Raw genomic sequence first — 23,627 nt, forward strand, 5'->3', positions numbered from 1 at the left:
GCGCCGGGCACGGAGGGACTGGGAGTGGACGCGGGGCGATCGAAGGACTTCAACGGGGACCGGACGGGGACGGCTTCCGGCCCGGACCCGGCCCTGCCGGGCGGCGGGCAGGCCCGGGACTGGAGCAAGTTCCGGGTGCGGGGCGACCGTGAATGGCGCAGGCGCCGTGCGGTCGCGGTTCCCGTCGAGGACGGGGGTCCGGCCGGGCAGCCGGCTTCCGAGGACGGATACGACGTGCCCGAATACGGGGTGACCGACTTCGGTGACCGGCTGCTGTCCGGACCGGCCTCCGAACTGTTCGGGGGCGGGCCTCCCGGTGGTGCGGGGCCGGATTCCGGGTACCGGGCGATGGCACCGGCCCCCGGCCCGTCCTCGCGGCGCGGTGCGGGTGTCTGGACCGACGGGCATCCCAGTTACCCGAGCCAGCCCAGTCTTCCGCCGGTGCCCCCGGCGCCCCCCATGCCCCCGGTGCCACCGCCCACCGCCGCCGAGACCTCGGGTCTGGTCCGGCCGTACTTCCGCACCGGAGGGCGGACGAAGCCGAAGTACGACCTTGCCATCGAAGCGCTGATCTCCACCAGTGAGCGCGGCCGGGAGCTGAATCGCCTCACCGTGCCCGAGCACCGGTCGATCTGCGGCCTGTGTCTGGACACTCGCTCGGTGGCGGAAGTGGCCGCCTACCTAAGATTGCCCCTCGGCGTGGTGCGAGTGCTGATCGGTGACATCGCCGGTCTCGGGCTCGTGCTCGTGCACGGCGCGGCCACCGCGGTCGGCGATCGTCCCAGTATCGAATTCATGGAGAGGGTGCTCAGTGGGCTTCGGAGAATTTGACTCCGACGCGAACTTGCCGGCGGCCAGCGGACCGACCCAGTCGGCCAAGATCGTGGTCGCCGGTGGATTCGGTGTGGGCAAGACAACCCTGGTCACCGCGGTGTCCGAGATCGACCCGCTGACCACGGAAGCGCAGATGACCGAGGCGAGCCTGTCCGTCGACGACGTCAGCGCCACCCCGGACAAGGTCACCACCACGGTGGCCATGGACTTCGGCCGGATCTCGCTGGACTCCGACGTCGTGCTGTACGTGTTCGGCACGCCGGGCCAGCACCGGTTCTGGTTCATGTGGGACGACCTCGCGCTCGGCGCGATCGGCGCGGTGGTGCTGGTGGACACCCGCCGTCTTGCCGACGCCTTCCCCTCGATCGACTTCTTCGAGAATCGCGGGCTGCCCTACATCATCGCGATCAACTGCTTCGACCGGCTGCTGCACCACCAGATCGAAGACGTGCGGCACGCACTGACCATCGACGCCTCGGTGCCGATCATCGCCTGTGACGCGCGTGAGCGGGAATCCGCCAAGCAGGTGCTGGTCGCGGTCGTCGAGCACGCCATCTCGCGGGACATCGCTCTTCAGCCGGGCTGAGCGCGGAGCGACGTGCGGCCGTTGGGGTGAAGTTGACGATCACCGACCAAAGGCGGTCGACAAGACGCCGCCGAGGAATACGCTGTCATGGAATAATCTGGATCACCACGGGAGCGGCAGGGGAGGTAGGTGTGACGGCACCGGCTGACCAGCCGGGCGGCTTCGGCTGGCTCATCACCGACTTCGTCCGCCGGGTGCCCGGCGCGGCGCACGCCGTGGTGGTCTCGGCCGACGGCCTGCTGCTCGCCGGTTCCGCCGGGCTCCCGAAGGACCGGGCGGACCAGTTGGCCGCGGTGGCCTCCGGGCTGGTGAGCCTCACGGTCGGTGCCGCTCGCTGTTTCGAGGCGGGCGCGGTGAACCAGACCGTGGTGGAGATGGCGCGCGGATACCTGTTCCTGATGTCCATCAGCGACGGTTCCTCCCTCGCGGTGCTGGCGGCGCCCGGCTCCGACATCGGCACGGTGGCCTACGAGATGACCCTGCTCGTGGATCGGGTCGGACAGCAGATGACTCCGGAGCTGCGCAGGCGGCTCCACGGCGGTGTGCGCGGATAGCCGATGAGTGGATTACCGAACCGGGCCGAGGGCCCGGACATCGACGCCTGGGAAGCCCTTCACCAGGGGACGGACCGTGAGGCACTGGATTCGCCCGCGCGGTTCACCCTGGACCGGTCCGCGGTGCTGTTGCGGGTGCGCTCGCTGCCGTCGGTGAAGCGCTCTCCCGCCCCGGTCACCCCGCCGCCTGCCGCGGTGTCCCCGCAGCCTTCCGCGCCCCCGGCGGCCCCGCCCCGGCAGGCCCCACCCCGCCAGCGCACCATGATGCGGCCCTACGCGCACACCCGCGGCCGCACCCGGCCGGACTACGAGCTGGCCCTGGAGGCGCTGGTCTCGACCAGCAAACGGGGCCGCCGGTACGAGGGCGCGGTCTCGGCGCAGCACCGGCGCATCTGTGACCTGTGCGCGGAGCCCCGGTCGATCGCGGAGATCGCCGCCTACCTGTACCTGCCCCTGAACGTGGTGAAGGTGCTGGTGAGCGATATGGACAACCTGGAACTCGTGGTGATCCACCAGCCCGGCCTGTCCTTCGGCGACCGCTCCTCGCGGGAGTTCATGGCCCGCGTCCTGCACGGCCTCCGCTCACTCTGACCGGCCTGCGGCGTGCCGGGGGCCGCCGGGAAAGCCGTGAAGGGTCCCTTCACGGCTGTCTGTGAACGGCAGCGGCCCTAGTCCTCCACGAGGGCGGCGGAGGTGATGCGGTGGAGGGGGTAATGCTCGTCCTCGGTGCTGCGGAGGATGCCGCCGCCGACGTGGGCGGGCGTCACGATGCGCTGGCTGGCGATGCCGTGCGCGTCGACGAACCCGATCCAGACCTCCCGCTGCTCGCGGCTTGCCCTGGCCAGCAGCGCCATGGTCGCCGCCGTGTCCGAACCGCCCCCGCCGCCGGGCAGCCGCACCTCGGTGCCGCGGCGGCGTGAGGCCGCGCGGTCGCCCGCGCGAAGGTGGGCGATCACGTGGGCCAGTTGCTCCGGGGTCGCCGGGGCCGGTTCGGCCAGCACCCGCCGTACCGCCTTCGGCCGCGCCGGGACACGACGACCCGCGGGGCGAAGGTCCAGCACCCTGCCGTCCGGGCCCTCAGCGGCCGGGGTGAACCCCGCGGCGCGCAGTCCGTCGAGCACCTCGGCCAGCGGTACCGGGCTGACCAGCACCGTCGGTGCGATCTTGCGGAGTTCGTATTCCGCGGCGACCGGGTTGCCCAGCACCTCGGCCAGCAGCACTTCGTCGTCGCAGCGCAGGAACGACGCGGCCGCGCCGCCGCGCAGCCGCCCGTGCCGCCGGGCGACGTCGTCGATGAGGTAGCTCAGCGACTGCGGCACCGGCGTGGCCGAGTGGGTGCGGAACAGTCCGTGCAGCTCGTCCGCGGTGCGGCCGGCGTCCAGCGCGCGGCGCACGGTGGCCTCCGTGATGCGGTACACGGTGGCGTGGCCCGCGGATTCGATGTCGGCCACGGTCTTGATCTCGGCGGCGAGTTCCGGGGTCAGCGGGCCCGGCGCCACCACGGTGAGGTCGGCCTGCACCAGGACGTGCTCGATCGGCTCGGGCATCGCCCCGGCCATCGAGGACAGTGCCGTGGTGCGATCGTCGTCCAGCAGGGCCCGGCTCGCGGTGGTGAGCGCGCCGAGCGCGGTCACCCCGAGTGCGGCGGCCTCCGCCAGTGTCCAGCGCACGGCTTCGTCCCGCAGCCGGCCTCCGCGGCGCGGCGCGCGCCAGGCCAGGACGGCCACCAGATCGTCCACGCTCCGCACTCCGGCACCCGGGGGGAGCTCGGCCAGCGCCGCCAGCACGCGGCGGCGGCCCGCTGGGGCCAGCGGCCGCTTCAGGTCGTCCGACAGCGGCGCCATCGGCTTGTCCCGCGCGTCGCGCCGGCCCGCGAGCCCGGGCAGCCGCGGCAGGTCCAGCCACGCCTGCGCGAGCAGGATCCAGCGCTGGGCCGGTTCGGAGGCGAGCCAGGAATCGGTCAGCGTCGTGGGCACCCATTCCGGGGTCGTGGTCTGGTTGTCGGCCACCAGGCCCGCCCCGGCCGCCAGCTCGGCGAGCAGGCAGGCGCGCACGTCGTCGACCTCGAGTTCCTTGGCCGCCTTGCGCAGCTCGCGGACCCCGAGGCCCCCGGCCTTCAGCACCGGTGGCGGCTGCTCGGACCACAGTGTGAGCAGGGATTCCAGCTGCCGCAGGAATTCCGCCGCCTCCCCGGCCGCGGCCCTGTCCACGGTGGACGGTTCGTGCCCGGTGACGGGCAGTTCGGGTTCCCGCCAGGCCGACTCCGGGGCGACGCGTCCGCCACGCAGCGCGAGGCCGAGCTCGCGGGGAAGTTCGACGGTCCCACCGTCCCGGCGCAGGAGAAGGCCGCGGGCCAGCAGCCGCTGGACCGGCGTCTCGGCCGTGTCGAGGGTGGTTTCGACGGCGGCGTCGCGGCTGCGCCCGATCGGCGGGCCGGCCGCGAGTGCGGTGAGCAGGGCGCGCTCGTCCTCGCCGAGGCTGTCGAGGTCCACTTCGGCCAGTGACGGGACCGAGGTGCCGAGCCCGGCCGGGAACGGGCCCAGAATCTCGCGGGTGACGGGCACCACGCGCAGCGCGTCGTCGGCTCCCCAGGCCACGGCCCGGGTGCGCAGCCGCTGAAGCGCGGGCCGGGGATCCGTGCCGAGCAGCGCGTCGATCCGGTCCACCGGAACCGCTTCGGTGTCGGCGTCGGCGACGAGCAGCGTCTCCAGCACCGTCAGGGTGAAGGTGTCCAGCGCTTCCAGCGCTCGTGCGGTGGACCCGGCGGTACCAGCGCGCGTGGCGAGCACGGTGCTGTCGGAGGGCGGCGGAGTGGCCAGGTCGCGCCTGGCCTGCAGCAGCGCGGCCAGCTCGTCGTCGGACGCGGAGCGCAGCCAGTCCGCCAGAGAGGTCGCGGGCATCACAGCCAAGGATACCGCCCTGGCCTCGGTTGACCGGTCGCGTTGAGGCAGACTGAGGGCCAGAACGGGTGCGGGTGAGCAGTCCCGTGTCAATCCAGGGAGGACAACGTGGCCAAAGGCGACACCAAGAAATCCGCGCGGATCGACCCGACCTGGCCGAAGGTCGCCGAGGGCGAGCACCCGGTGAGTGAGCTCGCCGCCGACCGCCAGGGCGCGCTTTCGCCCTACGGCGACATGACCTTCCCGCTGGAGTCGGTGCCCTACGTGCACCCGGAGACCGAAATCAACAAGTAAGGGGTAGCGAAAGTGCCGGTTCCCGGCCCGGGTTATTCGATCACCGTCCGCGTCGAGGCGCCGCCGTCCGCGAGTAGCGCGGGTGACCTCACCACCGCCGTCGGCCGGGTGGGTGGCGTGCTCACCGCCTTCGACGTGGTGGAGTCGAAGCCCGACTCGATCGTGGTCGACATCACGGCGAACGTCTCCAACGCCGACCACGTCGACGATGTCACCAAGGAACTCGACTCCCTGCCGGGTGTGCGCGTGCGCAAGGTGTCCGACCGCACCTTCCTCATGCACCTCGGCGGCAAGCTGTCGGTGACCCCGAAGGTGCAGTTGCGCAACCGGGACGACCTGTCCCGCGCCTACACCCCCGGGGTGGCGCGCGTGTGCCAGGCGATCGCGGCGAACCCGGACGATGCCCGGCGCCTCACCATCAAGCGCAACACGGTGGCCGTGGTCACCGACGGCTCGGCGGTGCTCGGCCTCGGCAACATCGGCCCCGCCGCGGCCCTGCCGGTGATGGAGGGCAAGGCCGCCCTGTTCAAGAAGTTCGCCGACGTGGACGCCTGGCCGGTGTGCCTGGACACCCAGGACACCGAGGAGATCATCCGCATCGTCAAGGCGCTGGCACCGGTCTACGCCGGGATCAACCTGGAGGACATCGCCGCGCCGCGCTGCTTCGAGATCGAAAAGCGGCTCCGGGAGCAGCTCGACATCCCGGTGTTCCACGACGACCAGCACGGCACGGCCATTGTGGTGGTCGCCGCGCTGCGCAACGCCCTGCGCGTGGTCGGCAAGAACATCGAGGACTGCAAGATCGTGGTCAGCGGGGCCGGTGCGGCCGGTTCCGCGATCATGCGGCTGCTGCTGCGCAAGAACCCCGGCGACATCGTGGCCGCCGACATCGACGGCATCGTCCACAAGGGCCGGCCCGACCTGGACGAAAACCTGCGCTGGCTGGCCGAGAACACCAACAAGGACAACGTGTCCGGCACGTTGCACGACGCGCTCGTCGGCGCCGACGTGTTCATCGGGGTGTCCGCGCCCAACCTGTTCGGGGCCGAGCAGGTGGCCACCATGGCCAAGGACGCGATCGTGTTCGCGCTGGCCAACCCGGATCCGGAGATCGACCCGCTGGAGGCGCAGAAGCACGCCGCGGTGGTCGCGACCGGCCGCAGCGACTACCCGAACCAGATCAACAACGTGCTGGCCTTCCCCGGTGTGTTCCGCGGGCTGCTCGACGCGCAGGCGAACAACATCGACGACGACATGCTGCTCGCGGCGGCGAACGCGATCGCCGACGTGGTCGACGACCGGCTCAACGCGTCGTTCATCGTGCCCAGCGTGTTCGACTCGGCGGTCGCGCCCGCCGTCGCCGAAGCGGTGAAGACGGCGGCACGCAGGGCGGCCGCCACCGCCTGAGCGGTCCTCCGCGGTACTCGTGGCACGGGCAGGCCGGGACTCCCGGCCTGCCCGCACGCTGCCGCGGTGAGATGACGCGGTGAGCCTGCTGCGGTTCGCGCGACGCGTTCGGCATTGCGATCCGGATCGTGCGGCCCACGCAAGTAGCCTGAGCGATGTGAGTGAACTCAGCCACGTCGACGATGCGGGTGCCGCGCGCATGGTGGACGTTTCCGGCAAGCAGGCCAGCGCCCGTGTCGCGGTCGCGAGCGGCGTCGTGCGCACCACGGCCGAGGTGGTGGATCTGTTGTCCGCGAACGGGTTGGCCAAGGGCGACGCGCTCGGTACGGCCCGGATCGCCGGCATCATGGGCGCCAAGCGGGTGCCGGAGCTGATCCCGTTGTGCCACCAGATCGCGCTGTCCTCGGTGAAGGTGGACTTCGAGCTCGGCGAGGCCGAGGTGCGGATCATCGCCACCGCCCGCACCACCGACCGCACCGGGGTGGAGATGGAGGCGCTGACCGCGGTGGCGGTCGCGGGCCTCACCGTGCACGACATGATCAAGGCGGTCGACCCGGCCGCGACGCTCGACGCCGTCCGGCTGGAGCGCAAGGAAGGCGGCAAGACCGGGCTCTGGACCCGCGACTCCGAAGGAGCCGTGTCATGACCCGGACGGCACGCGTGATCGTCGCTTCGAACCGCGCAGCGTCCGGCGTGTACGAGGACACGACCGGCCCGCTGATCGTGAAATGGCTGGTTGAGCGGTCCTTCGAGGTACCGGAACCGATGGTGGTGCCGGACGGGGAGCCGGTCGGGCAGGCGTTGCGCCGCTGTCTGGACGACGGCGTGGACGTGGTGATCACCACCGGCGGTACCGGGATTTCGCCGACCGACCGGACCCCGGACGAGACGGCCGCGGTGCTGGACCACCAGCTTCCCGGCCTGGCCGAGGCGATCCGGATGGCGGGGCTGCCGAAGGTGCCGACGGCGGTGCTGTCCCGGGGGCTGGCCGGGGTGGCCGGGCGGACGCTGGTGGTCAACCTGCCGGGTTCACGGGGCGGAGTGAAGGACGGCCTCGGTGTGCTCGACGGAGTGCTGGAGCACGCGGTGGACCAGCTGGCCGGTGGGGATCACCCTCGCCCGGCGGCGCCTGCTCCAGCGCCCGCGCCCCGCGTGGTGCTGGCCCAGGTGACCGAGGAGTCCCTGTCCGTCGAGGCGCACGCGAAGCTGGTCGACGACGAGGCTGCGGGAGCGGTGGTCACCTTCGGCGGTGTGGTGCGCAACCACGACGGCGGCAAATCGGTGCGGACCCTCTACTACGAGGGGCATCCGAGTGCGGGCGAGGTGCTGGCCAGGGTCGTGGGTGAGGTCGCCGCGCGCCGGAGCGTGCGGGCGATCGCGGTGAGCCACCGGCTGGGTGCGCTGGAGATCGGCGATGTGGCCTTGGCCTGCGCCGTGTCGGCCGATCACCGTGCGGAGGCCTTCGCGACCTGCGCGGAACTGGTCGACGCGGTCAAGGCGAGCCTGCCGGTGTGGAAGCACCAGCACTTCGCCGACGGGACCGACGAGTGGGTCAACTCGCCCTGACTCCGCATCGCCATCGCGCCACGGCGCGAAAACGGCACTGAGTGGCCCGCTGAGGCCCGATCGGTGAGCACTTGGCAGATCGGGCTGGCTTCACGTCAACAAGCGCCCACGATCAACGCTGGCCGGTATTTCGAGCCGGCCCGCAGCGCGGCGAGGGCCCCACCGCCCGGGGGATAGCGGTGGGGCCCTCACTGTGCGCGGGGACTTCACGGCTTGCCGGATCCGGTCATGGCCGGGGGCTGCCTGGTGTCCGTGTTCGCGCGATCGCGCCGTTAATGACCTTCAGCAGGTCACTTGGTGGCGATCTTCTGACCCACGAGGATCAGGTTTGCGTCGGGGATATAGGGGGCATTCAGCTGCTGGAGCTTCTCGTAGCCACCATCGATGTGCAGCTGCTGGGCGATCCCGGACAGGGTGTCGCCGGCGACGACGGTGTAGTCACCGTTCGGGTTGGAACCCGGCGCGGCTGCGGCCGTGGTGACGACCTGCGGAGCGGCCTTGGGGGCCGGCGCCGACACGGTCTTCTGCGGAGCGGGCTTGGTGGTCCTGGCGGTGGTGGAGCCCGTGTTGGCGCTCGCGCTGCCGCCCTTCCTGCCGCACACCGGCCAGGCGCCGATCCCCTGGCTCTGCAGGACGCGCTCCGCGACCGCGATCTGCTGATCGCGGGAAGCGCTCTGCGGGCTGCCAGTGCCGCCGTACGCCTTCCAGGTGCTCATGGTGAACTGCAGGCCACCGTAGAAGCCGTTACCGGTGTTGGTGGCCCAGTTACCGCCGCTCTCGCACTGCGCGATGGCGTCCCAGTTCACGCTGGCAGCCTGCGCGGGGGTCGCAGCGATCGCCAGCGGAGTGCCGACCGCGATACCCGCGACAGCGACGCGGGCGATGTTGCGGGCGGCGGGGGACATCTTGCGGTGCTTGCCTCGGTAGGACATTCGTTTGTTCTCTGGCTTCCGCGCCGACGAGCCAGGCTGTGGACAAGCCCTGTCGGGCCCGGGCCGCCCGGCGGGATCCGGGCTGCCGATCCGATCCGCGCTCGGGGCTTGGATCGGATCTCCTCCGTCCCTGTCCGGAAGCAACTTTCGGCTCGGGGTTATCGGGTCCGGGATCCCGCCGGACAGGGTTTGGCGCTTCGGGATCCCGGTCTTGCTGTGGCCGGTCGGGGCCAGCCGATTAGCGACGGTACGTAACGAAGACCGTGATCGGAAATTTTTGAGCCTGTGACCTACATCACAGTAACGACACGCAACCTCGGTCGATTCAGCTGTTTTCGCAGGTCAGAGCGCCGTTACCGGTCCGTTTCCTTCTCGAGATATTTCACTGATCGTGAGGTCTGGGTCACGTCGATTCAGAGTCAGTGGCCCATTCGTGCAACGCCCGAAAGGGGCGGGGAGAACGGTTCCCCGGGCCCGGGCGCGCGCTCGATCAGCCCCCGGCGAAGGGAGGTAGGACGTCCAGTTCGGCTTCGTCCGGCAGGGGGCGCGAGGGGTCGCGGACGGCGATCCCGTCGACGAGGAAGCTGGCCGCGTCGAGGATCCGGGGAATGCCTTCCGGATGGCGTGCGCGGACCGCGCCGAGCGCGTCCGCCACGGTCGCCCCGGTGGGCAGTTCGAGGCTCTCCTGGTCGATGCCCGCCGCGGCGCGCGCGGACGCGAAGTAACGCACCAGCACCTTGGTCACGGCGCTCACGCCGGTCATCCCCCGATCGCGCTCATCGGCCGGATCGGCTGCGCGAACCCGGCGTCGTTGATCTCGTGCCCGGCGAGTTTGCCCCACATGGTCATCCGCCAGGCCTGTGCCACCTCTTCGTCGTCCGCGCCATTCCGGAGCAGTCCGCGAAGGTCGGTTTCGTCGTTGCTGAACAGGCACGACCGCACCGCGCCATCCGCGGTCAGCCGGGTGCGTTCACAGGCCGAACAGAACGGACGGGTCACCGAGGCGATCACCCCGACGTCCCCCGGCCCGCCGTCGACCAGCCAGCGCTCGGCGGGGGCGCCGCCCCGGGGCTCCGAGGCCGGGGTGAGGGTGAACTCGGCGCGCAGCAGGGCGAGGATCTCCTCGGCCGTGACCATGTCGCGCCGGTTCCAGCCGTGCTGTGCGTCCAGCGGCATCTGCTCGATGAACCGCAGGTGATAGCCGTGGTCGAGGCAGAACCGGAGCAGGTCGGCCGCCTCGTGCTCGTTGACGCCGCGCAGGAGCACGGCGTTGACCTTGACCGGGTCCAGTCCCGCCTCCCGTGCCGCGGCGAGGCCGTCGAGCACGTGCGAGAGCCGGTCGCGGCGGGCGATCGCGAGGAACGTCTCCGGGTCGATGGTGTCCAGCGAGACGTTGATCCGGTTCAGTCCGGCTTCGGCGAGGCGGGCGGCACGCCGGGCGAGGCCGATTCCATTGGTGGTCATGGACAGCCGGGGCCGCGGCCGGAGCTCCGCGATACGGGCGATCAACTCTTCCAGGCCCGGCCGCAGCAGGGGTTCTCCGCCGGTCAGCCGGATGTCGGTGACCCCGAGCCGCTCGACCGCGATGCGCAGCAGACGCATCAGTTCGTCGTCGGTGAGCACCGCTTCGGTGGGCAGCCAGGGCAGGCCCTCGGCGGGCATGCAGTAGCTGCAACGGAGGTTGCACCGGTCGGTGAGCGAAACCCGGAGGTCGGTGGCGACCCGGCCGAAGGTGTCGATCAGGGCCGGGTTGTCCGGCCGGGGCTCGGACACGCCGTGGGGCCCCCGCATCCGGGGAAGACCGAGATTCACCGCACTCATCGGCACCAGCCTAACCCGGGTCGCGGCACTCTGGCGATCACTAGAATATTTGGCGCAACGAGAGTTTCGCACGGCCGAGGCGTCGGCGGCGGGGAGGTGCGGTCGATGGCCGAAGAGACGGCCGGGCAGGTGGCTGGGAACGCGGCCGGGGAGGCCCGCTACCCGGTGCCGCCCGAGGTACTGCGGCGCTTCGCCGAATTCGGCCGCGAGGGAAGCACCCTGGCGGTGCTGCGGCACGCCAGGATCGCCGAGCAGATGGGACTTTCGGCGACCGACCACAAGGCACTCGATCTGGCCTCCCGCGCCGAAGGTCCGCTCACCGCGGGCCGGATCGCCCAGCTCACCGGACTGTCCACCGGCGCGGTCACCGGGGTCATCGACCGGTTGGAGCGGGCCGGTTTCGTCCGCCGCGTCCGCGACACCAAGGATCGCCGCAAGGTGCTCGTCGAGATCCTTCCCTTCGACGAGGAGAAGTTCGCCCCGCTGTTCGCCTCCGCGCTCGATGCGGTGGAGCAGGTGCTCGAGCGTTTCTCCCCGGCCGAGCGCGAGACCATCGAACGCTACGAGCGGCAGCTCCTGGAGCTGATGCGAGCGCAGGTGCTCGGCGGAAACAGCGCATAGCTTTTCCGCAATCGCGGCTATAACCTTCCGGGCATGCCGCATTTTCGGTTCTCCGAGGCCGCAAGCCTGCTCGGCGTCAGCGACGACACGGTGCGCCGCTGGGTCCGTTCCGGACAGTTGACGGCCGGAGTCGACGCCGCGGGGCGCAAGGTCGTCGACGGCGCGGAACTCGCCGCGTTCGCCCGGGAGCAGGCCGCTCGTCCCGAAGACCCGTCCGCCGTGGGCCGATCCGCCCGCAACCGGTTCGTCGGGCTGGTGACCGAAGTGGTCACGGACAAGGTGATGGCACAGGTCGAGCTCCAGTGCGGGCCGCACCGCGTGGTGTCGCTGATGAGCACCGAAGCGGTCCGCGAGCTCGGGTTGCGGCCCGGTGTGCTCGCGGTGGCCGTGGTGAAGGCGACGACGGTCGTCGTCGAGACTCCGGGAGGAGCCCAATGAAGAAGGTCGTCGCACTGCTTGCGGGCGCCGCGCTGCTGGTCACCGGCTGCGGCTCGGGGTCGAGCGGGTCGAGCGGTACCGAAGCCAGGACGCTCACCGTGTTCGCGGCGGCTTCGCTGACCGAATCCTTCGGAGCGCTCAAGAGCCGGTTCGAGGACCAGCATCCCGGCGTGACCGTCACGTACAGCTTCCTCGGTTCCTCACAGTTGGTCCAGCAACTGGTCAACGGCGCGAAGGCCGACGTGTTCGCCTCCGCCGACCAGGCCAACATGGACAAGGCGGTGCAGGGCGGGGTGATCGACGGGACGCCCGCCGTGTTCGCCACCAACCGGCTCACCATCGCGACCGCACCGGGAAACCCGAAGGGCGTCAGGTCCTTCGCGGATCTGGCGCGGCCGGGTCTGAAGGTGGTGGTGTGCGCGGCCCAGGTGCCCTGCGGCTCCGCGACGAAGAAGGTGGAGCAGAAGACCGGGGCCACGCTGCACGCGGTGAGCGAGGAGCAGGACGTCAAACAGGTCCTGGCGAAGGTCGAGTCCGGCGACGCCGATGCCGGGCTGGTGTACGTCACGGACGCCGCCAGCGCCGGGGACAAGGTGGCTCGGACGGACTTCCCGGAGGCGGCGCAGGCGATCAACAGCTATCCCATCGCGGTGGTGCGCAACGCACCCCAGGCCGACCTGGCGCACCAGTTCGAACAGTTCGTGCTCGGCCCGGAGGGGCAGCAGGCGCTGAACAAGGCGGGCTTCGCCCCGGCCGCCGGCTAGGAGGGCCCTGATGCCGGAAGCGCGAGTGCGCAGCAGTCCTCGGGAGAAGCGGCTCGTCCGATACCAGAAGGTGCCGTGGGTCCTCTGGATTCCCGCGGGGCTCGCGCTGGCGCTCGTCGTGCTGCCGGTGATCGGGCTGCTGGTGCGCACCGATCTGCGGCGGCTGCCCTCGCTGATCGGCACCGAGGCTTCGCTGCAGGCCCTCGAACTGTCGCTGGAAACCGCCGCCATGGCGACGGGATTGTGCGTGGTGCTCGGCGTGCCGCTGGCCGTGGTCCTCGCGCGGTCGGCGGTCCCCGGCATCCGGGTGCTGCGGGCGGTGGTCCTGCTGCCGCTCGTGCTGCCGCCCGTGGTCGGCGGTCTGGCTCTCCTTTACCTCCTGGGGAGAAAGGGCTTTCTCGGTTACCTCCTCACCGTGGTCGGCGGGATCCAGGTTCCCTTCACCACCGCCGCCGTGGTGATCGCCCAGACCTTCGTCGCCATGCCGTTCCTCGTGGTGAGCCTCGAAGGGGCGCTGCGTACCTCCGGTGACGCCTACGAGCGGGTCGCGGCGACCCTCGGCGCGAAGCCGTGGACGGTGTTCCGGCGGGTCACGCTCCCGTTGCTGCTGCCCGCGCTCGGTTCGGGGGCGGTGCTCAGTTTCGCCAGGGCGCTGGGCGAGTTCGGTGCGACGATCACCTTCGCGGGCAGTCTGCAGGGGGTCACCCGTACCCTGCCGCTGGAGGTGTACACCCAGGCTCAGGCCGACATCGACAGCGCCGTCGCGCTGTCCCTGCTGCTGGTCGTGGTCGCCGTCGTGGTCATCGCGGTGGCTCGGCCGCGTGCGGTGGAGGGGGTGCCGTCGTGACCCTGCACGCCGAGATCGAGCTCGCCCGGGGCGGGTTCGAGCTGTCGGTGGACTTCGACGTGCCCGCCGGGAGCGTGCTGGCGATCCTCGGGCCGAACGGGTCCGGCAAGTCGAGCCTGCTCGGCTGCCTGGCCGGTCTGCTCCCCGCGGGGCGGGCCGTGATCACCCTGGACGGCCGCGCCCTGCACGGACTGCCCGCCCACGCCCGCGCCGTCGGCCTGCTCTCACAGGACCCCCTGCTGTTCCCGCATCTGTCCGTTGTGGACAACGTGGCGTTCGCCCCGCGGTCCAAGGGGGAAAGCCGGGCCCGCTCGCGCGAGATCGCGCGGCACTGGCTGGCCGAGGTGGACGCCGCCGAGTTCGCCGAACGCAGGCCCGGCGCGCTTTCCGGCGGACAGGCGCAGCGCGTGGCGGTGGCGAGGGCGCTGGCCGCGGCGCCGGACCTGCTGCTGCTCGACGAACCGCTCGCCGCGCTGGACGTCGATGCCGCCCCGGCGATCCGCGGCCTGCTCCGGCGCGTCCTGTCCGCCCACCGCATCGCGGCGACCGTGCTGGTCACGCACGATCCGCTCGATGCGCTGGCACTGGCCGACCATGTGCTGGTGCTGGCGGGCGGGAAGGCCGTCGAACGCGGACCCACCCGCGAAGTGCTGGCCGCGCCCCGGACCGCTTTCACCGCGCGGATCGCCGGACTGAACCTCATCGCGGGCACCGCCGTCGAGGAAGGACTCAGAACCGAGGACGGCGCACTGGTGGCCGGGATGCTGTCTCCGGACGCGGTGGCGGGCGAGCCCGCCGTCGCCGTGTTCGAGCCGAGCGCGGTATCGGTGTACCCCGCCGAAGACGGGCATCCCGGCAGTCCGCGAAACCTGATCCCGGCCGTGGTGTCGGTGCTGGAGCCGCACGGCCCGGTGATCCGGCTGCGGACCACGTCGGGGCTGTCGGCCGAGCTGACCCCCGCCGCGGTCGCCGACCTCGGACTCGAACCCGGGCTTGGCGTGCGCCTCGCGGTCAAGGCCACCACAATCACGGTTCATCCGGCCGCGGCACAGTAATCTCCACTGCATGACGCAGTGGACGTACCTGACCGACATGGACGGCGTGCTCGTCCACGAGGAGCACCTGGTTCCCGGCGCGGACAAGTTCCTCGAGGAGCTGCGCGAGCACGGCAATCCCTTCCTGGTGCTCACGAACAACTCGATCTACACCCCCCGCGATCTGCGGGCGCGGCTGCTGCGCAGCGGCCTCGACGTGCCCGAGGAGCGGATCTGGACCTCGGCGCTGGCCACCGCGAAGTTCCTGCACAGCCAGCGCCCCAACGGCTCGGCCTTCGTGATCGGCGAGGCCGGGCTGACCACCGCGCTGCACGAGGCCGGTTACGTGCTGACCGACCAGGACCCGGACTACGTGGTGCTCGGCGAAACCCGGACGTACAGTTTCACCGCGATCACCAAGGCCATCCGGCTCATCGAGGGCGGGGCGAAGTTCATCGCCACGAACCCGGACTCGACCGGACCGAGCCTGGAGGGCGTGCTGCCCGCCACCGGCGCGATCGCCGCGCTCATCGAGAAGGCCACCGGCCGCTCGCCCTACTTCGTCGGCAAGCCCAACCCGCTGATGATGCGTTCGGCGCTGCGCACCCTCGGCGCCCACTCCGAATCCACCGTCATGATCGGGGACCGGATGGACACCGACGTGCACTCCGGGATCGAGGCCGGACTGCAGACCGTGCTGGTGCTGACCGGCATCTCCACCCTCGAATCGGCCGAGCGCTACCCGTACCGCCCGACCCTGGTCGTGGACTCCATCGCCGAGCTCGTCGGGCACACGCAGGACCCGTTCGGCACCGGGCTGGTCTCGGACGGCGACTGAGCAGGGCTTATCGTCGAGGGGTGGATGTCCCGACGTATGTCGTAGGTGACGTGCACGGGCATCGGGACGAACTGGCCGAGGCCCTGCGCGTGAACAAGCTCGTCGACGAGGCGGGCGACTGGTGTGGCGGCGAGGCCAGGCTGTGGTTCCTGGGGGACTTCGTCGACCGGGGGCCGGACGGGGTCGGCGTGATCGACCTGGTGATGCGGCTCCAGGAGCAGGCCGGGGAAGGCGGCGGCAGGGTGGAGTCCCTGCTGGGCAACCACGAGATCCTGCTTCTGGGCATGTACCACTTCGGCGCCGCCGAGGTCCCTTCGGACTTCGGTCCCCGCAGCTTCGCGCGCAGCTGGCACATCAACGGCGGCCGCCTCACCGACCAGGACGCGCTGACCGACGACCACGTCGAATGGCTCAGCACCCGCCCGCTCGTCGCTCACGCCGAGGGGTACCTGCTGCTGCACTCGGACACCCTCGAGTACCTGGACTGGGGGGACACCGAGGACGAGATCAACGCCACCGTGCACGAGATACTGGCGGGCGACGACCTGGCCGCCTGGTGGGACGTGTGGCGCCGGATGACCACGCGCTACGCCTTCCGCGGCGAGCACGGCCCGGCCGCCGCCGATCTGCTTTTGACGCAGCTCGGCGGCGAACGGATCGTGCACGGGCACAGCGTGATCGCCGACCAGCTCGGCATCGACCCCAGCGGCGTCGAAGGCCCGTACCTCTACGCCGGCGGCAAGGCGCTGGGCATCGACGGCGGGCTGTTCGTCGGTGGTCCCTGCCTCGTCGTCCCCTTGCCCTACGAGCCCGAGGACTAGGACCTATGGGGCACTGGTTTGCGTGGCGGTGCGGGTGGCGGAACCTCAGGCGGTCCCTGGCTGCGGGATCTCCTCCTCATGAATGCCAATTAGGAAACACAGCGCTAGAGGGTCACGCCGAGCGGCGCAGGAAGTCGGCGAGGAGGTCGGCGGTGTCGGCCGTGTGGGTCACCGGTGGGGTGTGGGCCACGCCGTCGAGCAACCGGACCGCACCGGCTGAGGGCAGCGCGGAGGCGAGCGCGGTGCCGGCCTCGGACGGGATGGGCAGGTCCGCCGCACCGTGGATCACCGTGGCGGGCATGGTGATCTCGGCCAGCCGGCCGGCGATGTCGTCCGCGCCCATCAGTACCCCGACGGCCGTGCTCAGCCGCCGGTGCGGCTGCTGCCGCAGTCGCGCCAGCCAGTGACCCGTACTGGGCTGATCGGCGCCCAGCAGCAAACCGAGCACGGCGGTTCCGGTTTCCTCTACCGCGCCCGCCGCGAAGCCTTCCCGGATCTGCGCCATTTGCCGCAGGGCTTCGCCGGGGAAGGCGGTGGCCGCGGTGTCGATCAGGGTCAGCGTCTTCACCCTGGCGGGAGCCAGCAGCGCAGTCCTGAGCGCGGTGAAACCGCCCTGGGAGTTCCCGACGAGGTGGGCGCCGGGCACGTCCAGCCGGCCGAGGATGGCGAGTGCGTCGCGTGCGGCGTCCCAGTAGGTGAAGGGCAGTGCGTCGTCGACAGTGGCCCCGTGCAGGCGGAAGTCGAACCGGATACAGCGGTACCCGTCCAGCGCCTCGACCACCCCGTCCCACATCGTGTGGTCCATCAGGTTGCCGTGCAGGAACAGGACGGCAGGGCCGGTGCCGCCGGAGTCGGCCACGTGGAAACGCGCGTTGTTGGCGTCGACGAGAGTCATGATCCTCCTTCGTGGTGATATGTCGCCATTACATCTGTGTCCACGGCGGTCAACGAGGTATTTTCGCGACTTGTGACGGTAGAAAGTGGTCAACCGGTACTCAGCGTCGGCTATGCGACCGAAGCGGGCTCACGCAGTGCCGCCCCCGTGGAAGTGCGGCGTTTCCCCGAGACCGCCGTCCTCGACGGACCGGTGTCGCGACAGCCGATCCGCCCGGACTTCCACGTCGTCGGCCTGATCACCGGCGGGCAGGGGACGCACGAAGTGGATTTCCGGCCCATGCCGCTGGAGGCGGGAGTGGTGTTCTGGCTGAGGCCGGGACAGACCCACCAGGTCGTCGACGGCGCCCGTATCCGCGGCGTGCTGCTCCTGTTCACCGGCGAGATGCTGACTTCGGGATCCGAGGTCGCTTCCTTCGCCGCCGACAGTGCGCGAGCGGATCACTGGCGGATCGATCCGGACGACGAGCTGACCCGGACCGGTCTGACGCATCTGGAACTGCTGCTCGACGCCGGCTCGCGCGGCCGCGATGCCGCGGACGCGCTCCGGCTCGCGTTAGGGCCACTGGTGGCCGCGGCACAGGACGCCGCCACGGTGCCCAGCGCGGGACGGGCGGTGTTCGCGCGTTTCGCCGCGGCCGTGGAGGCCGGGTACTCCCGTCGGCACCACGTGCGCGATTTCGTGCCACTGGTCCACGCCAGCGCGCGGACCATCGACCGGGCGGTTCGCGGAGCCACCGGAATGAGCGCGAAGCGATTCCTGGACGAGCGACTCGTCCTCGAAGCGCGGAGACAACTGGCGACCACCGACGTGACCGTCGCCGCGCTGTCCGCCCGGCTGGGTTTCAGCGAACCGACCAACTTCGTCAAGTTCTACCGCCGCATGACCGGTCTCACCCCCGGTGCGCAGCAGTGACGGCCACGAGGGTCAGATGGGCACGATTTCGCGGCCGAGCGGGACCAGCGAAACGGGGACCAGCTTGAAGTTCGCCAGGCCGAGCGGGATCCCGACGATCGTCACGCACAGCGCGATGCCGGTGGCGATGTGGCCGAGCGCGAGCCACCAGCCGGCGAACACGATCCACAGGATGTTGCCGATCAGCGAGCCGGCCCCGGCGTCACGCCGGTCGACGAGGGTGCGGCCGAACGGCCACAACGCGTAGTTCGCGATGCGGAACGCGGCGATGCCGAACGGGATCGGGATGATCAGCACGCAGCAGACGATGCCCGCGATGACGTAGGCGATGGCCATCCAGAACCCGCACAGCACCAGCCAGATGACGTTGAGCAGTAGGCGCATCAGACGTGCAACTCTCCACTGAGGACGGTGACGGCCCTGCCGACGAGGGTGACCCGGTCACCGCCGGTGCGGACACGGACGACCCCACCCCGCGGCGAGGCCTGTTCACCGACGAGTTCGTCCCGGCCGAGCTTCGCGGCCCAGTAGGGGGCGAGCGCGCAGTGCGCCGACCCGGTCACCGGGTCCTCGGGCACGCCGACCGCGGGGCCGAACACGCGGCTGACGAAGTCGGTTCCGGGCTTGTCCCCGGGTGCGGTCACCACGACGCAGCGGGCGGGCCACTGCGCGATCGCGGCCAGATCCGGGTCGAGCGCGCGGACCTCCGCGGCGCTGCCCGCGCGAACCAGGATGTCCCATTTGCCGCGCAGCACCTCTTCGACGGTGACGCCCGGCAGCGCGTCGGTGACGGAGTCGTCCGCCGGGGAGGGCGGGTCCGCGGGGAAGTCCATGCTGATCCAGCCGTCTTCGGCGGTGGTGCGCAGTTCGCCGCTGTTGGTGAGGAAGACCCTGCTGCCGCCGAGGACGTGTCCCGTGGCGAGTGTCGCGTGCCCGCACAGGTCCACTTCGGTGGTCGGGGTGAACCAGCGCAGCGGCAGTGGCCCGTCGCCGTTCACCACCACGAAGGCGGTCTCGGCGTGCTTGAGTTCGGCGGCCACCGACTGCATCCACTCCGGTGCGGCGGGCTCGTCGAGCAGGACCACCCCGGCCGGATTGCCGGAGAAGGCGGTGTCGGTGAAGGCGTCCACGACGTACAGGCGCATGCCTGCACTGTAGCCCGTGGAAGGCCCTTCGCAGTCGGGGGAAAACCCTGATTCTGTGGCTAGACTCAGGGCCGTCAGCGTTGACGATCGCGGGAGGCACTATGCCCGGAACACCTGCCTTGCCCAGCTATGCCTCGGGGACGTCGGAGGTCCCCTTGCTGGGAGACACCATCGGCGACAACTTCGACCGGACGGTGCAGTCCTTCGGGGAGCGCGACGCGCTGGTGGACCGGCAAAGCGGCAGGCGGTGGACGTACCGGGAACTCGCGGCGGACGTGGACGCGCTGGCGCTGGGCCTGCTGGGGCTCGGCATCGGCAAGGGCGACCGCGTCGGCATCTGGGCGCCGAACTGCCCGGAGTGGACGATCACGCAGTACGCCACCGCCAAGATCGGCGCGATCCTGGTGAACATCAACCCGGCCTACCGCTCACACGAACTGGAGTACGTGCTCAACCAGGCCGGGGTCCGGCTGGTCGTCGCCGCGGAGAAGTTCAAGACCTCCGACTACGCCGGAATGCTCGCCGAGGTGCGGCCGCGCTGCGAGCGGCTGGAACACGTGGTCCTGATCGGCGGTGAGGCGTGGGATTCCTTGCTGGACAACGGAAGGCGGGCGGACGCCGCCGCGCTGGCCGGGATCCGGCTTTCCGCCGACGATCCGATCAACATCCAGTACACCTCGGGCACCACGGGTTTCCCGAAGGGCGCGACCCTTTCGCACCACAACATCCTCAACAACGGGTTCTTCGTCGGGGAGCTGTGCGGCTACACCGAGGCCGACCGGATCTGCCTGCCGGTGCCGTTCTACCACTGCTTCGGCATGGTGATGGGCAACCTCGCCGCGACCAGCCACGGGGCCTGCATGGTCATCCCGGCCCCGTCGTTCGAGCCGAAGGCCACCCTGGCGGCGGTGGAGGCGGAGCGGTGCACCTCGCTCTACGGCGTCCCGACGATGTTCATCGCCGAACTGGCGGAGCGCGACTTCGACTCGTACGACCTTTCGTCGCTGCGCACCGGCATCATGGCGGGCTCGCCCTGCCCGGTGGAGGTGATGAAGCAGGTCATCGAGCGGATGGGGATGGCCGAGGTGTCCATCTGCTACGGCATGACGGAGACCTCGCCGGTGTCCACCCAGACCAGGGCGGACGATTCGATCGAGCGCCGGGTGTCCACGGTGGGCCGGGTCGGGCCGCATCTGGAGGTCAAGATCGTCGATCCGGAGACCGGGCTGACCGTGCCGCGGGGAACCGCGGGCGAACTGTGCACGCGCGGGTACTCGGTGATGCTGGGGTACTGGGAGGAGCCGGACAAGACCGCGCAGGCGATCGACGCGGCGCGGTGGATGCACACCGGTGACCTCGCGGTGATGGACGACGAGGGCTACGTGAACATCACGGGGCGGATCAAGGACATGGTGATCCGCGGCGGCGAGAACATCTACCCGCGGGAGATCGAGGAGTTCCTCTACAGCCACCCGGACATCCTCGACGCTCAGGTGATCGGGGTGCCGGACGAGCGCTATGGCGAGGAACTGATGGTGTGGATCCGGATGCGGGAGGGTGCCGCACCGCTGACCGCCGAGGCGGTGCGCGAGTTCTGCACGGGCAAGCTCGCGCACTACAAGATCCCGCGGTACGTGCACGTCGTGGACGAGTTCCCGATGACGGTGACCGGCAAGATCCGCAAGGTGGAGATGCGACGGCAGGCGATCGACCTGCTCGACCTGCAGACCGCCGCCGCCACCCGCCACGCCTGACCCCGCGCCCCCGGCCGCGCCCTGCCTGGGGCGGGCCGACCGGGGCCGGGGGCGGCCGGAAGGGTGGGGGGTCAGCCTGCGGCTTCGGCGAAGGCCTTGGCGTCTTCCTCGCCGAAGGTTTCCTCGAGCTGTTCGGGCGAGTAGTCGAGATCGATCTGCTCGACCGGGACGCCGCGGGCCGACTCGATCGCGCCGAGGCGGCGCTGCGCCCGGTCGGCGGCGTAGGTGATGAACTCCTGCGGGTCGTTTTCGAACGGGCGCGGGTCGTCGAACTGGTCGTTGACCCACTGGATCATCCCGAGCGCGTGCGGCAGCAGTTCGTTCATCCGCTGCTGGACCGCCTCCCACAGCGAATCGTCGGCCGCGATGTGCCTGCGGCAGGTGAAGGTGCCCCAGGCCATGTGCCGCCGCTCGTCGTCGCCGATGAGCTTCACGAGCTGCTGCATGCCCGGCAGGATGCCGCGTGTGGTGCACACCTTCTGCCAGGCGTAGTAGCCGGTGAGGGCGAGGCTGCCCTCGATCACGTGGTTGTAGGTCACGCTCGCCCTGATCTGGTTGAGCGGGCTGGGATCGGTGGCGAGGACGCCGAGCGACTCCGGCAGCTCCTCGTAGAAGAGCTTGCGGTAGTGCGGGTTTTCCGACACGAAGGAAGTGAGGTCCTCGGTCAGGCCGACCGCGTCCATCCAGCGCCGGAACACCTCGGTGTGCTTGGCCTCCTCGAAGCAGAACTGGCTGAGGTACATCTCGTCGCCGAACCGGCCCTCCAGGGCCATCGCCCGCATGAACGGCTGGATGTCCTGGGTGACCGCCTCCTCGCCCGCAATGAACTGGGCACACAGGTAGGTGGCGGAGCGGCGCTCGTCGTCGGTGAGGGTCTGCCAGTCGGCCCCGTCACGGCTGAAGTCGATGTCGGCCGGGTTCCAGAACTTCCGGTTGCCCTTCACGAACAGCCGCAGCGGGAAGGAGTCCCAGTTGAGGCCGCCTCGCCGCAGTGAGGTGAAACCCGTACGGTGCGGTACCAGTGTTTCGGTCATCTTTCACACTCCATTGTGGACGAATAGTGGGCGATCGCGGGTGCCATCGCGGCGCAGACCCGCTCGGCCGCCTCGGCGGCGGAATGGGTGGGTAGCACCAGGTGGCTCAGGGTCAGCCGGGTCGCGGTCTCGGCGAGCAGATCCGCGGACGGCTGGTCGAGGGAGGGCACGAACTCCCGGTAGTGCGCGGCCGCCAGCTCCGCAGCCGCGGAGAGGATCGGCTCACCCCGGGTGGTGAGGAAGGGCAGCAGGTCTTCGCCGGCCTGCGTGCCCAGTGCCGAGGCGACCAACTGGTTCTCCCGGCCGTGTTCGATCGTGTAGGCGACCGCCCGGTGGATCCCGGTGAGCAGGTCCGGTGCCGCCTCGAACCGGGCCCGGATGCCCTCCAGGAACTCCGCGGTGGTCCGCAGAGTGACGGCCTGGACGAGCGCCATCTTGTTGCCGAATTCGTTGTAGACCGTCTGGCGGCTCACCCCGGCGGCCGCGGCGACGTCCGCCATCCGCAGTCCGGCGTACCCGTGCGTCGCCAGCAGATCCGTCGCGGCCTCGAGCAGGGCTTCCCGCAACGACGCCTTCGTCCGCTCCGCGAAGCTTTCCGTGATCTCGGCCACAGTGACCAGCTTGACACGAACCGCGTCCATGTCAAGTGGCTTGACTTCAGATCGCTCTTTGTAAAGCCCGCTACGGTGGTCCCGTGGGCATCACGGTGGGCTTCGACCTGGACATGACCCTGATCGACCCCAGGCCGGGGATGACCGCGGTGCTGAACGCGCTCGGCGAGGAGAGCGGCCTCGCGCTCGACGGCGAGCACTTCGCGGCCAACCTGGGGCCGCCGCTCGACCAGGTGCTGCTCGCCTCGGGGGCGCCCGCCCCGCGCGTTCCGGAACTGGTCGCCCGGTTCCGCGAGCTGTACCCGGAGATCGTGATCCCCAGCACGGTCGCGCTGCCCGGCGCGCACGCCGCGCTGGCGGCGGTGCACGCGGCCGGCGGCAGAACCGTGGTGGTGACGGGAAAGTACGGGCCCAACGCCGCACTGCACGTTAAGGCGCTCGGGTTCGAGGTCGATGTGCTGGTCGGGGAGTTGTGGGCCGACGGCAAGGCCGTTGCCCTGCGGGAGCACGGCGCGGCCGTCTACGCGGGCGACCACCTCGGCGACGTGCGGGGCGCGCTGGCGGCCGGGGCGATCCCGGTCGGCGTCACCACCGGCCCGTGCACCCGGGAGGAACTGGCCGCCGCGGGCGCCGAGGTGATCTTCGACAGCCTCGAAGAGTTTCCGGGCTGGCTCAGCCTTTCCGGTGCTCGCGGATCAGGGCGATGAGACCGAGCGCGATCCCCAGCGGGGTCAGCAGCCCGGCCGCGGCGCTCAGCCAGACGGGCAGGTCGTGCAGTCCGGCGGCGAACAGGACGAACACGACCAGCACGGCGAGCACGCCGAGCGCGAACACACCGATCCCCACCCGCATCAGCCAGGGCTTGCGTGGGTATGTCTTGGCCGCAGTCTCCATGGGACCAGCGTAGAGGGCGGCAAGGCGACGAGAAGCGCTGTATCGACTTCTCTCCGGGGTGCGAACCGGGATAGGCTGGACGGTACGCGTCCTGGGTACGCCCAGGGCGCGTTCGTCGTGCG

At 70.6% G+C, this 23,627-nt stretch carries 28 protein-coding genes; 18 read left to right on the top strand and 10 right to left on the bottom strand.

Annotated elements, in window-relative coordinates:
• Nucleotides 1–24 precede the first annotated feature (24 nt).
• The 4 genes from ORV05_RS00145 (at nucleotide 25) to ORV05_RS00160 (ending at nucleotide 2,565) form a co-directional block, all read left to right on the top strand.
• Complete coding sequence (locus ORV05_RS00145) at nucleotides 25–831, top strand: DUF742 domain-containing protein (protein ID WP_407652655.1); 807 nt, start codon at nucleotides 25–27, stop codon at nucleotides 829–831.
• The gene (locus ORV05_RS00150) at nucleotides 812–1,420 is read left to right on the top strand and encodes a GTP-binding protein (protein ID WP_268756405.1); all 609 of its coding nucleotides are present in this window, start codon (nucleotides 812–814) and stop codon (nucleotides 1,418–1,420) included. The genes ORV05_RS00145 and ORV05_RS00150 overlap by 20 nt, the downstream gene beginning before the upstream one ends.
• 131 nt (nucleotides 1,421–1,551) lie before the next feature.
• Entirely contained in the window at nucleotides 1,552–1,974 is a 423-nt protein-coding gene (locus ORV05_RS00155; protein WP_268756407.1) for a roadblock/LC7 domain-containing protein, read from the top strand.
• A 3-nt stretch (nucleotides 1,975–1,977) separates the two neighbouring features.
• Entirely contained in the window at nucleotides 1,978–2,565 is a 588-nt protein-coding gene (locus ORV05_RS00160) for a DUF742 domain-containing protein (protein ID WP_268756408.1), read from the top strand.
• A 77-nt stretch (nucleotides 2,566–2,642) separates the two neighbouring features.
• On the opposite strand, the gene ORV05_RS00165 is transcribed toward ORV05_RS00160, so the two are convergent.
• The gene (locus ORV05_RS00165) at nucleotides 2,643–4,874 is read right to left on the bottom strand and encodes a helicase-associated domain-containing protein (protein WP_268756409.1); all 2,232 of its coding nucleotides are present in this window, start codon (nucleotides 4,872–4,874) and stop codon (nucleotides 2,643–2,645) included.
• A 108-nt stretch (nucleotides 4,875–4,982) separates the two neighbouring features.
• Between ORV05_RS00165 and ORV05_RS00170 the strand changes: the two genes are divergently transcribed.
• From ORV05_RS00170 to ORV05_RS00185, 4 genes are all read left to right on the top strand, one after another.
• Complete coding sequence (locus tag ORV05_RS00170; protein ID WP_268756410.1) at nucleotides 4,983–5,168, top strand: hypothetical protein; 186 nt, start codon at nucleotides 4,983–4,985, stop codon at nucleotides 5,166–5,168.
• Between the two features lie 12 nt (nucleotides 5,169–5,180).
• Nucleotides 5,181–6,575 carry an NAD-dependent malic enzyme gene (locus ORV05_RS00175; protein ID WP_268756411.1) on the top strand — a complete coding sequence of 465 codons (1,395 nt, stop codon included), beginning with the start codon at nucleotides 5,181–5,183 and terminating at the stop codon, nucleotides 6,573–6,575.
• Between the two features lie 157 nt (nucleotides 6,576–6,732).
• A complete protein-coding gene (moaC, locus tag ORV05_RS00180) occupies nucleotides 6,733–7,221 on the top strand; it encodes a cyclic pyranopterin monophosphate synthase MoaC (protein WP_268756412.1) in 489 nt (162 codons plus the stop codon).
• A complete protein-coding gene (locus ORV05_RS00185) occupies nucleotides 7,218–8,141 on the top strand; it encodes a molybdenum cofactor biosynthesis protein MoaE (RefSeq protein WP_268756413.1) in 924 nt (307 codons plus the stop codon). The genes moaC and ORV05_RS00185 overlap by 4 nt, the downstream gene beginning before the upstream one ends.
• Nucleotides 8,142–8,431: 290 nt before the next feature.
• Here ORV05_RS00185 and ORV05_RS00190 read toward each other — a convergent pair whose 3' ends face one another.
• The 3 genes from ORV05_RS00190 to moaA form a co-directional block, all read right to left on the bottom strand.
• Entirely contained in the window at nucleotides 8,432–9,073 is a 642-nt protein-coding gene (locus ORV05_RS00190) for a transglycosylase family protein (RefSeq protein WP_268756414.1), read from the bottom strand.
• 490 nt (nucleotides 9,074–9,563) lie between these two features.
• On the bottom strand, nucleotides 9,564–9,836 hold the full coding sequence (locus tag ORV05_RS00195; RefSeq protein ID WP_407652656.1) for a MoaD/ThiS family protein: 273 nt from the start codon (nucleotides 9,834–9,836) through the stop codon (nucleotides 9,564–9,566).
• Nucleotides 9,833–10,894, bottom strand: a complete 1,062-nt coding sequence (gene moaA, locus ORV05_RS00200; protein ID WP_268756416.1) for a GTP 3',8-cyclase MoaA — start codon at nucleotides 10,892–10,894, stop codon at nucleotides 9,833–9,835. Before moaA ends, ORV05_RS00195 begins: the two co-directional genes overlap by 4 nt.
• Before the next feature lie 105 nt (nucleotides 10,895–10,999).
• Here moaA and ORV05_RS00205 point away from each other — a divergent pair, with 105 nt between their 5' ends.
• From ORV05_RS00205 to ORV05_RS00235, 7 genes are read left to right on the top strand one after another with little or no spacing between them, the layout of a single operon-like run.
• A complete protein-coding gene (locus ORV05_RS00205) occupies nucleotides 11,000–11,515 on the top strand; it encodes a MarR family winged helix-turn-helix transcriptional regulator (RefSeq protein ID WP_268756417.1) in 516 nt (171 codons plus the stop codon).
• A gap of 33 nt (nucleotides 11,516–11,548) precedes the next feature.
• Nucleotides 11,549–11,953, top strand: coding sequence for a TOBE domain-containing protein (locus tag ORV05_RS00210; protein WP_144586937.1), 405 nt, complete (start codon nucleotides 11,549–11,551; stop codon nucleotides 11,951–11,953).
• The gene (modA, locus tag ORV05_RS00215; protein ID WP_268756418.1) at nucleotides 11,950–12,717 is read left to right on the top strand and encodes a molybdate ABC transporter substrate-binding protein; all 768 of its coding nucleotides are present in this window, start codon (nucleotides 11,950–11,952) and stop codon (nucleotides 12,715–12,717) included. The genes ORV05_RS00210 and modA overlap by 4 nt, the downstream gene beginning before the upstream one ends.
• Nucleotides 12,718–12,727: 10 nt before the next feature.
• Nucleotides 12,728–13,564, top strand: coding sequence for an ABC transporter permease (locus ORV05_RS00220; protein ID WP_268756419.1), 837 nt, complete (start codon nucleotides 12,728–12,730; stop codon nucleotides 13,562–13,564).
• On the top strand, nucleotides 13,561–14,619 hold the full coding sequence (locus ORV05_RS00225) for a sulfate/molybdate ABC transporter ATP-binding protein (protein ID WP_268756420.1): 1,059 nt from the start codon (nucleotides 13,561–13,563) through the stop codon (nucleotides 14,617–14,619). Before ORV05_RS00220 ends, ORV05_RS00225 begins: the two co-directional genes overlap by 4 nt.
• A gap of 10 nt (nucleotides 14,620–14,629) precedes the next feature.
• The gene (locus tag ORV05_RS00230; RefSeq protein WP_268756421.1) at nucleotides 14,630–15,436 is read left to right on the top strand and encodes an HAD-IIA family hydrolase; all 807 of its coding nucleotides are present in this window, start codon (nucleotides 14,630–14,632) and stop codon (nucleotides 15,434–15,436) included.
• Nucleotides 15,437–15,456: 20 nt separating this feature from the next.
• A complete protein-coding gene (locus ORV05_RS00235) occupies nucleotides 15,457–16,257 on the top strand; it encodes a metallophosphoesterase family protein (RefSeq protein WP_268756422.1) in 801 nt (266 codons plus the stop codon).
• Between the two features lie 112 nt (nucleotides 16,258–16,369).
• Here the strand turns inward: ORV05_RS00235 and ORV05_RS00240 are convergent, their stop codons facing one another.
• On the bottom strand, nucleotides 16,370–17,152 hold the full coding sequence (locus tag ORV05_RS00240; RefSeq protein ID WP_268756423.1) for an alpha/beta fold hydrolase: 783 nt from the start codon (nucleotides 17,150–17,152) through the stop codon (nucleotides 16,370–16,372).
• A 72-nt stretch (nucleotides 17,153–17,224) separates the two neighbouring features.
• Between ORV05_RS00240 and ORV05_RS00245 the strand changes: the two genes are divergently transcribed.
• Nucleotides 17,225–18,067 (top strand): AraC family transcriptional regulator, encoded by an 843-nt coding sequence (locus ORV05_RS00245; RefSeq protein WP_268756424.1) that lies wholly within the window; start codon nucleotides 17,225–17,227, stop codon nucleotides 18,065–18,067.
• Nucleotides 18,068–18,079: 12 nt separating this feature from the next.
• Here the strand turns inward: ORV05_RS00245 and ORV05_RS00250 are convergent, their stop codons facing one another.
• Together ORV05_RS00250 and ORV05_RS00255 are read right to left on the bottom strand one after the other, a co-directional pair.
• The gene (locus ORV05_RS00250) at nucleotides 18,080–18,451 is read right to left on the bottom strand and encodes a YccF domain-containing protein (protein WP_268756425.1); all 372 of its coding nucleotides are present in this window, start codon (nucleotides 18,449–18,451) and stop codon (nucleotides 18,080–18,082) included.
• Nucleotides 18,451–19,212 carry a PhzF family phenazine biosynthesis protein gene (locus ORV05_RS00255; protein ID WP_268756426.1) on the bottom strand — a complete coding sequence of 254 codons (762 nt, stop codon included), beginning with the start codon at nucleotides 19,210–19,212 and terminating at the stop codon, nucleotides 18,451–18,453. Before ORV05_RS00255 ends, ORV05_RS00250 begins: the two co-directional genes overlap by 1 nt.
• Before the next feature lie 101 nt (nucleotides 19,213–19,313).
• Here ORV05_RS00255 and ORV05_RS00260 point away from each other — a divergent pair, with 101 nt between their 5' ends.
• Nucleotides 19,314–20,966, top strand: coding sequence for an AMP-binding protein (locus tag ORV05_RS00260; RefSeq protein WP_268756427.1), 1,653 nt, complete (start codon nucleotides 19,314–19,316; stop codon nucleotides 20,964–20,966).
• 71 nt (nucleotides 20,967–21,037) lie between these two features.
• Here the strand turns inward: ORV05_RS00260 and ORV05_RS00265 are convergent, their stop codons facing one another.
• Complete coding sequence (locus tag ORV05_RS00265; protein WP_268756428.1) at nucleotides 21,038–22,000, bottom strand: R2-like ligand-binding oxidase; 963 nt, start codon at nucleotides 21,998–22,000, stop codon at nucleotides 21,038–21,040.
• Nucleotides 21,997–22,641 carry a TetR/AcrR family transcriptional regulator gene (locus ORV05_RS00270; protein ID WP_268756429.1) on the bottom strand — a complete coding sequence of 215 codons (645 nt, stop codon included), beginning with the start codon at nucleotides 22,639–22,641 and terminating at the stop codon, nucleotides 21,997–21,999. The genes ORV05_RS00265 and ORV05_RS00270 overlap by 4 nt, the downstream gene beginning before the upstream one ends.
• A gap of 53 nt (nucleotides 22,642–22,694) precedes the next feature.
• On the opposite strand from ORV05_RS00270, the gene ORV05_RS00275 reads away from it, so the two are divergent.
• Nucleotides 22,695–23,318, top strand: coding sequence for an HAD family hydrolase (locus ORV05_RS00275; RefSeq protein WP_268756430.1), 624 nt, complete (start codon nucleotides 22,695–22,697; stop codon nucleotides 23,316–23,318).
• Here the strand turns inward: ORV05_RS00275 and ORV05_RS00280 are convergent.
• Complete coding sequence (locus ORV05_RS00280; protein WP_268756431.1) at nucleotides 23,284–23,505, bottom strand: hypothetical protein; 222 nt, start codon at nucleotides 23,503–23,505, stop codon at nucleotides 23,284–23,286. The genes ORV05_RS00275 and ORV05_RS00280 overlap by 35 nt on opposite strands.
• Nucleotides 23,506–23,627 lie beyond the last annotated feature (122 nt).

The sequence above is a fragment of the Amycolatopsis cynarae genome (assembly GCF_026802195.1).
GTDB lineage: Bacteria > Actinomycetota > Actinomycetes > Mycobacteriales > Pseudonocardiaceae > Amycolatopsis_E > Amycolatopsis_E rhizosphaerae.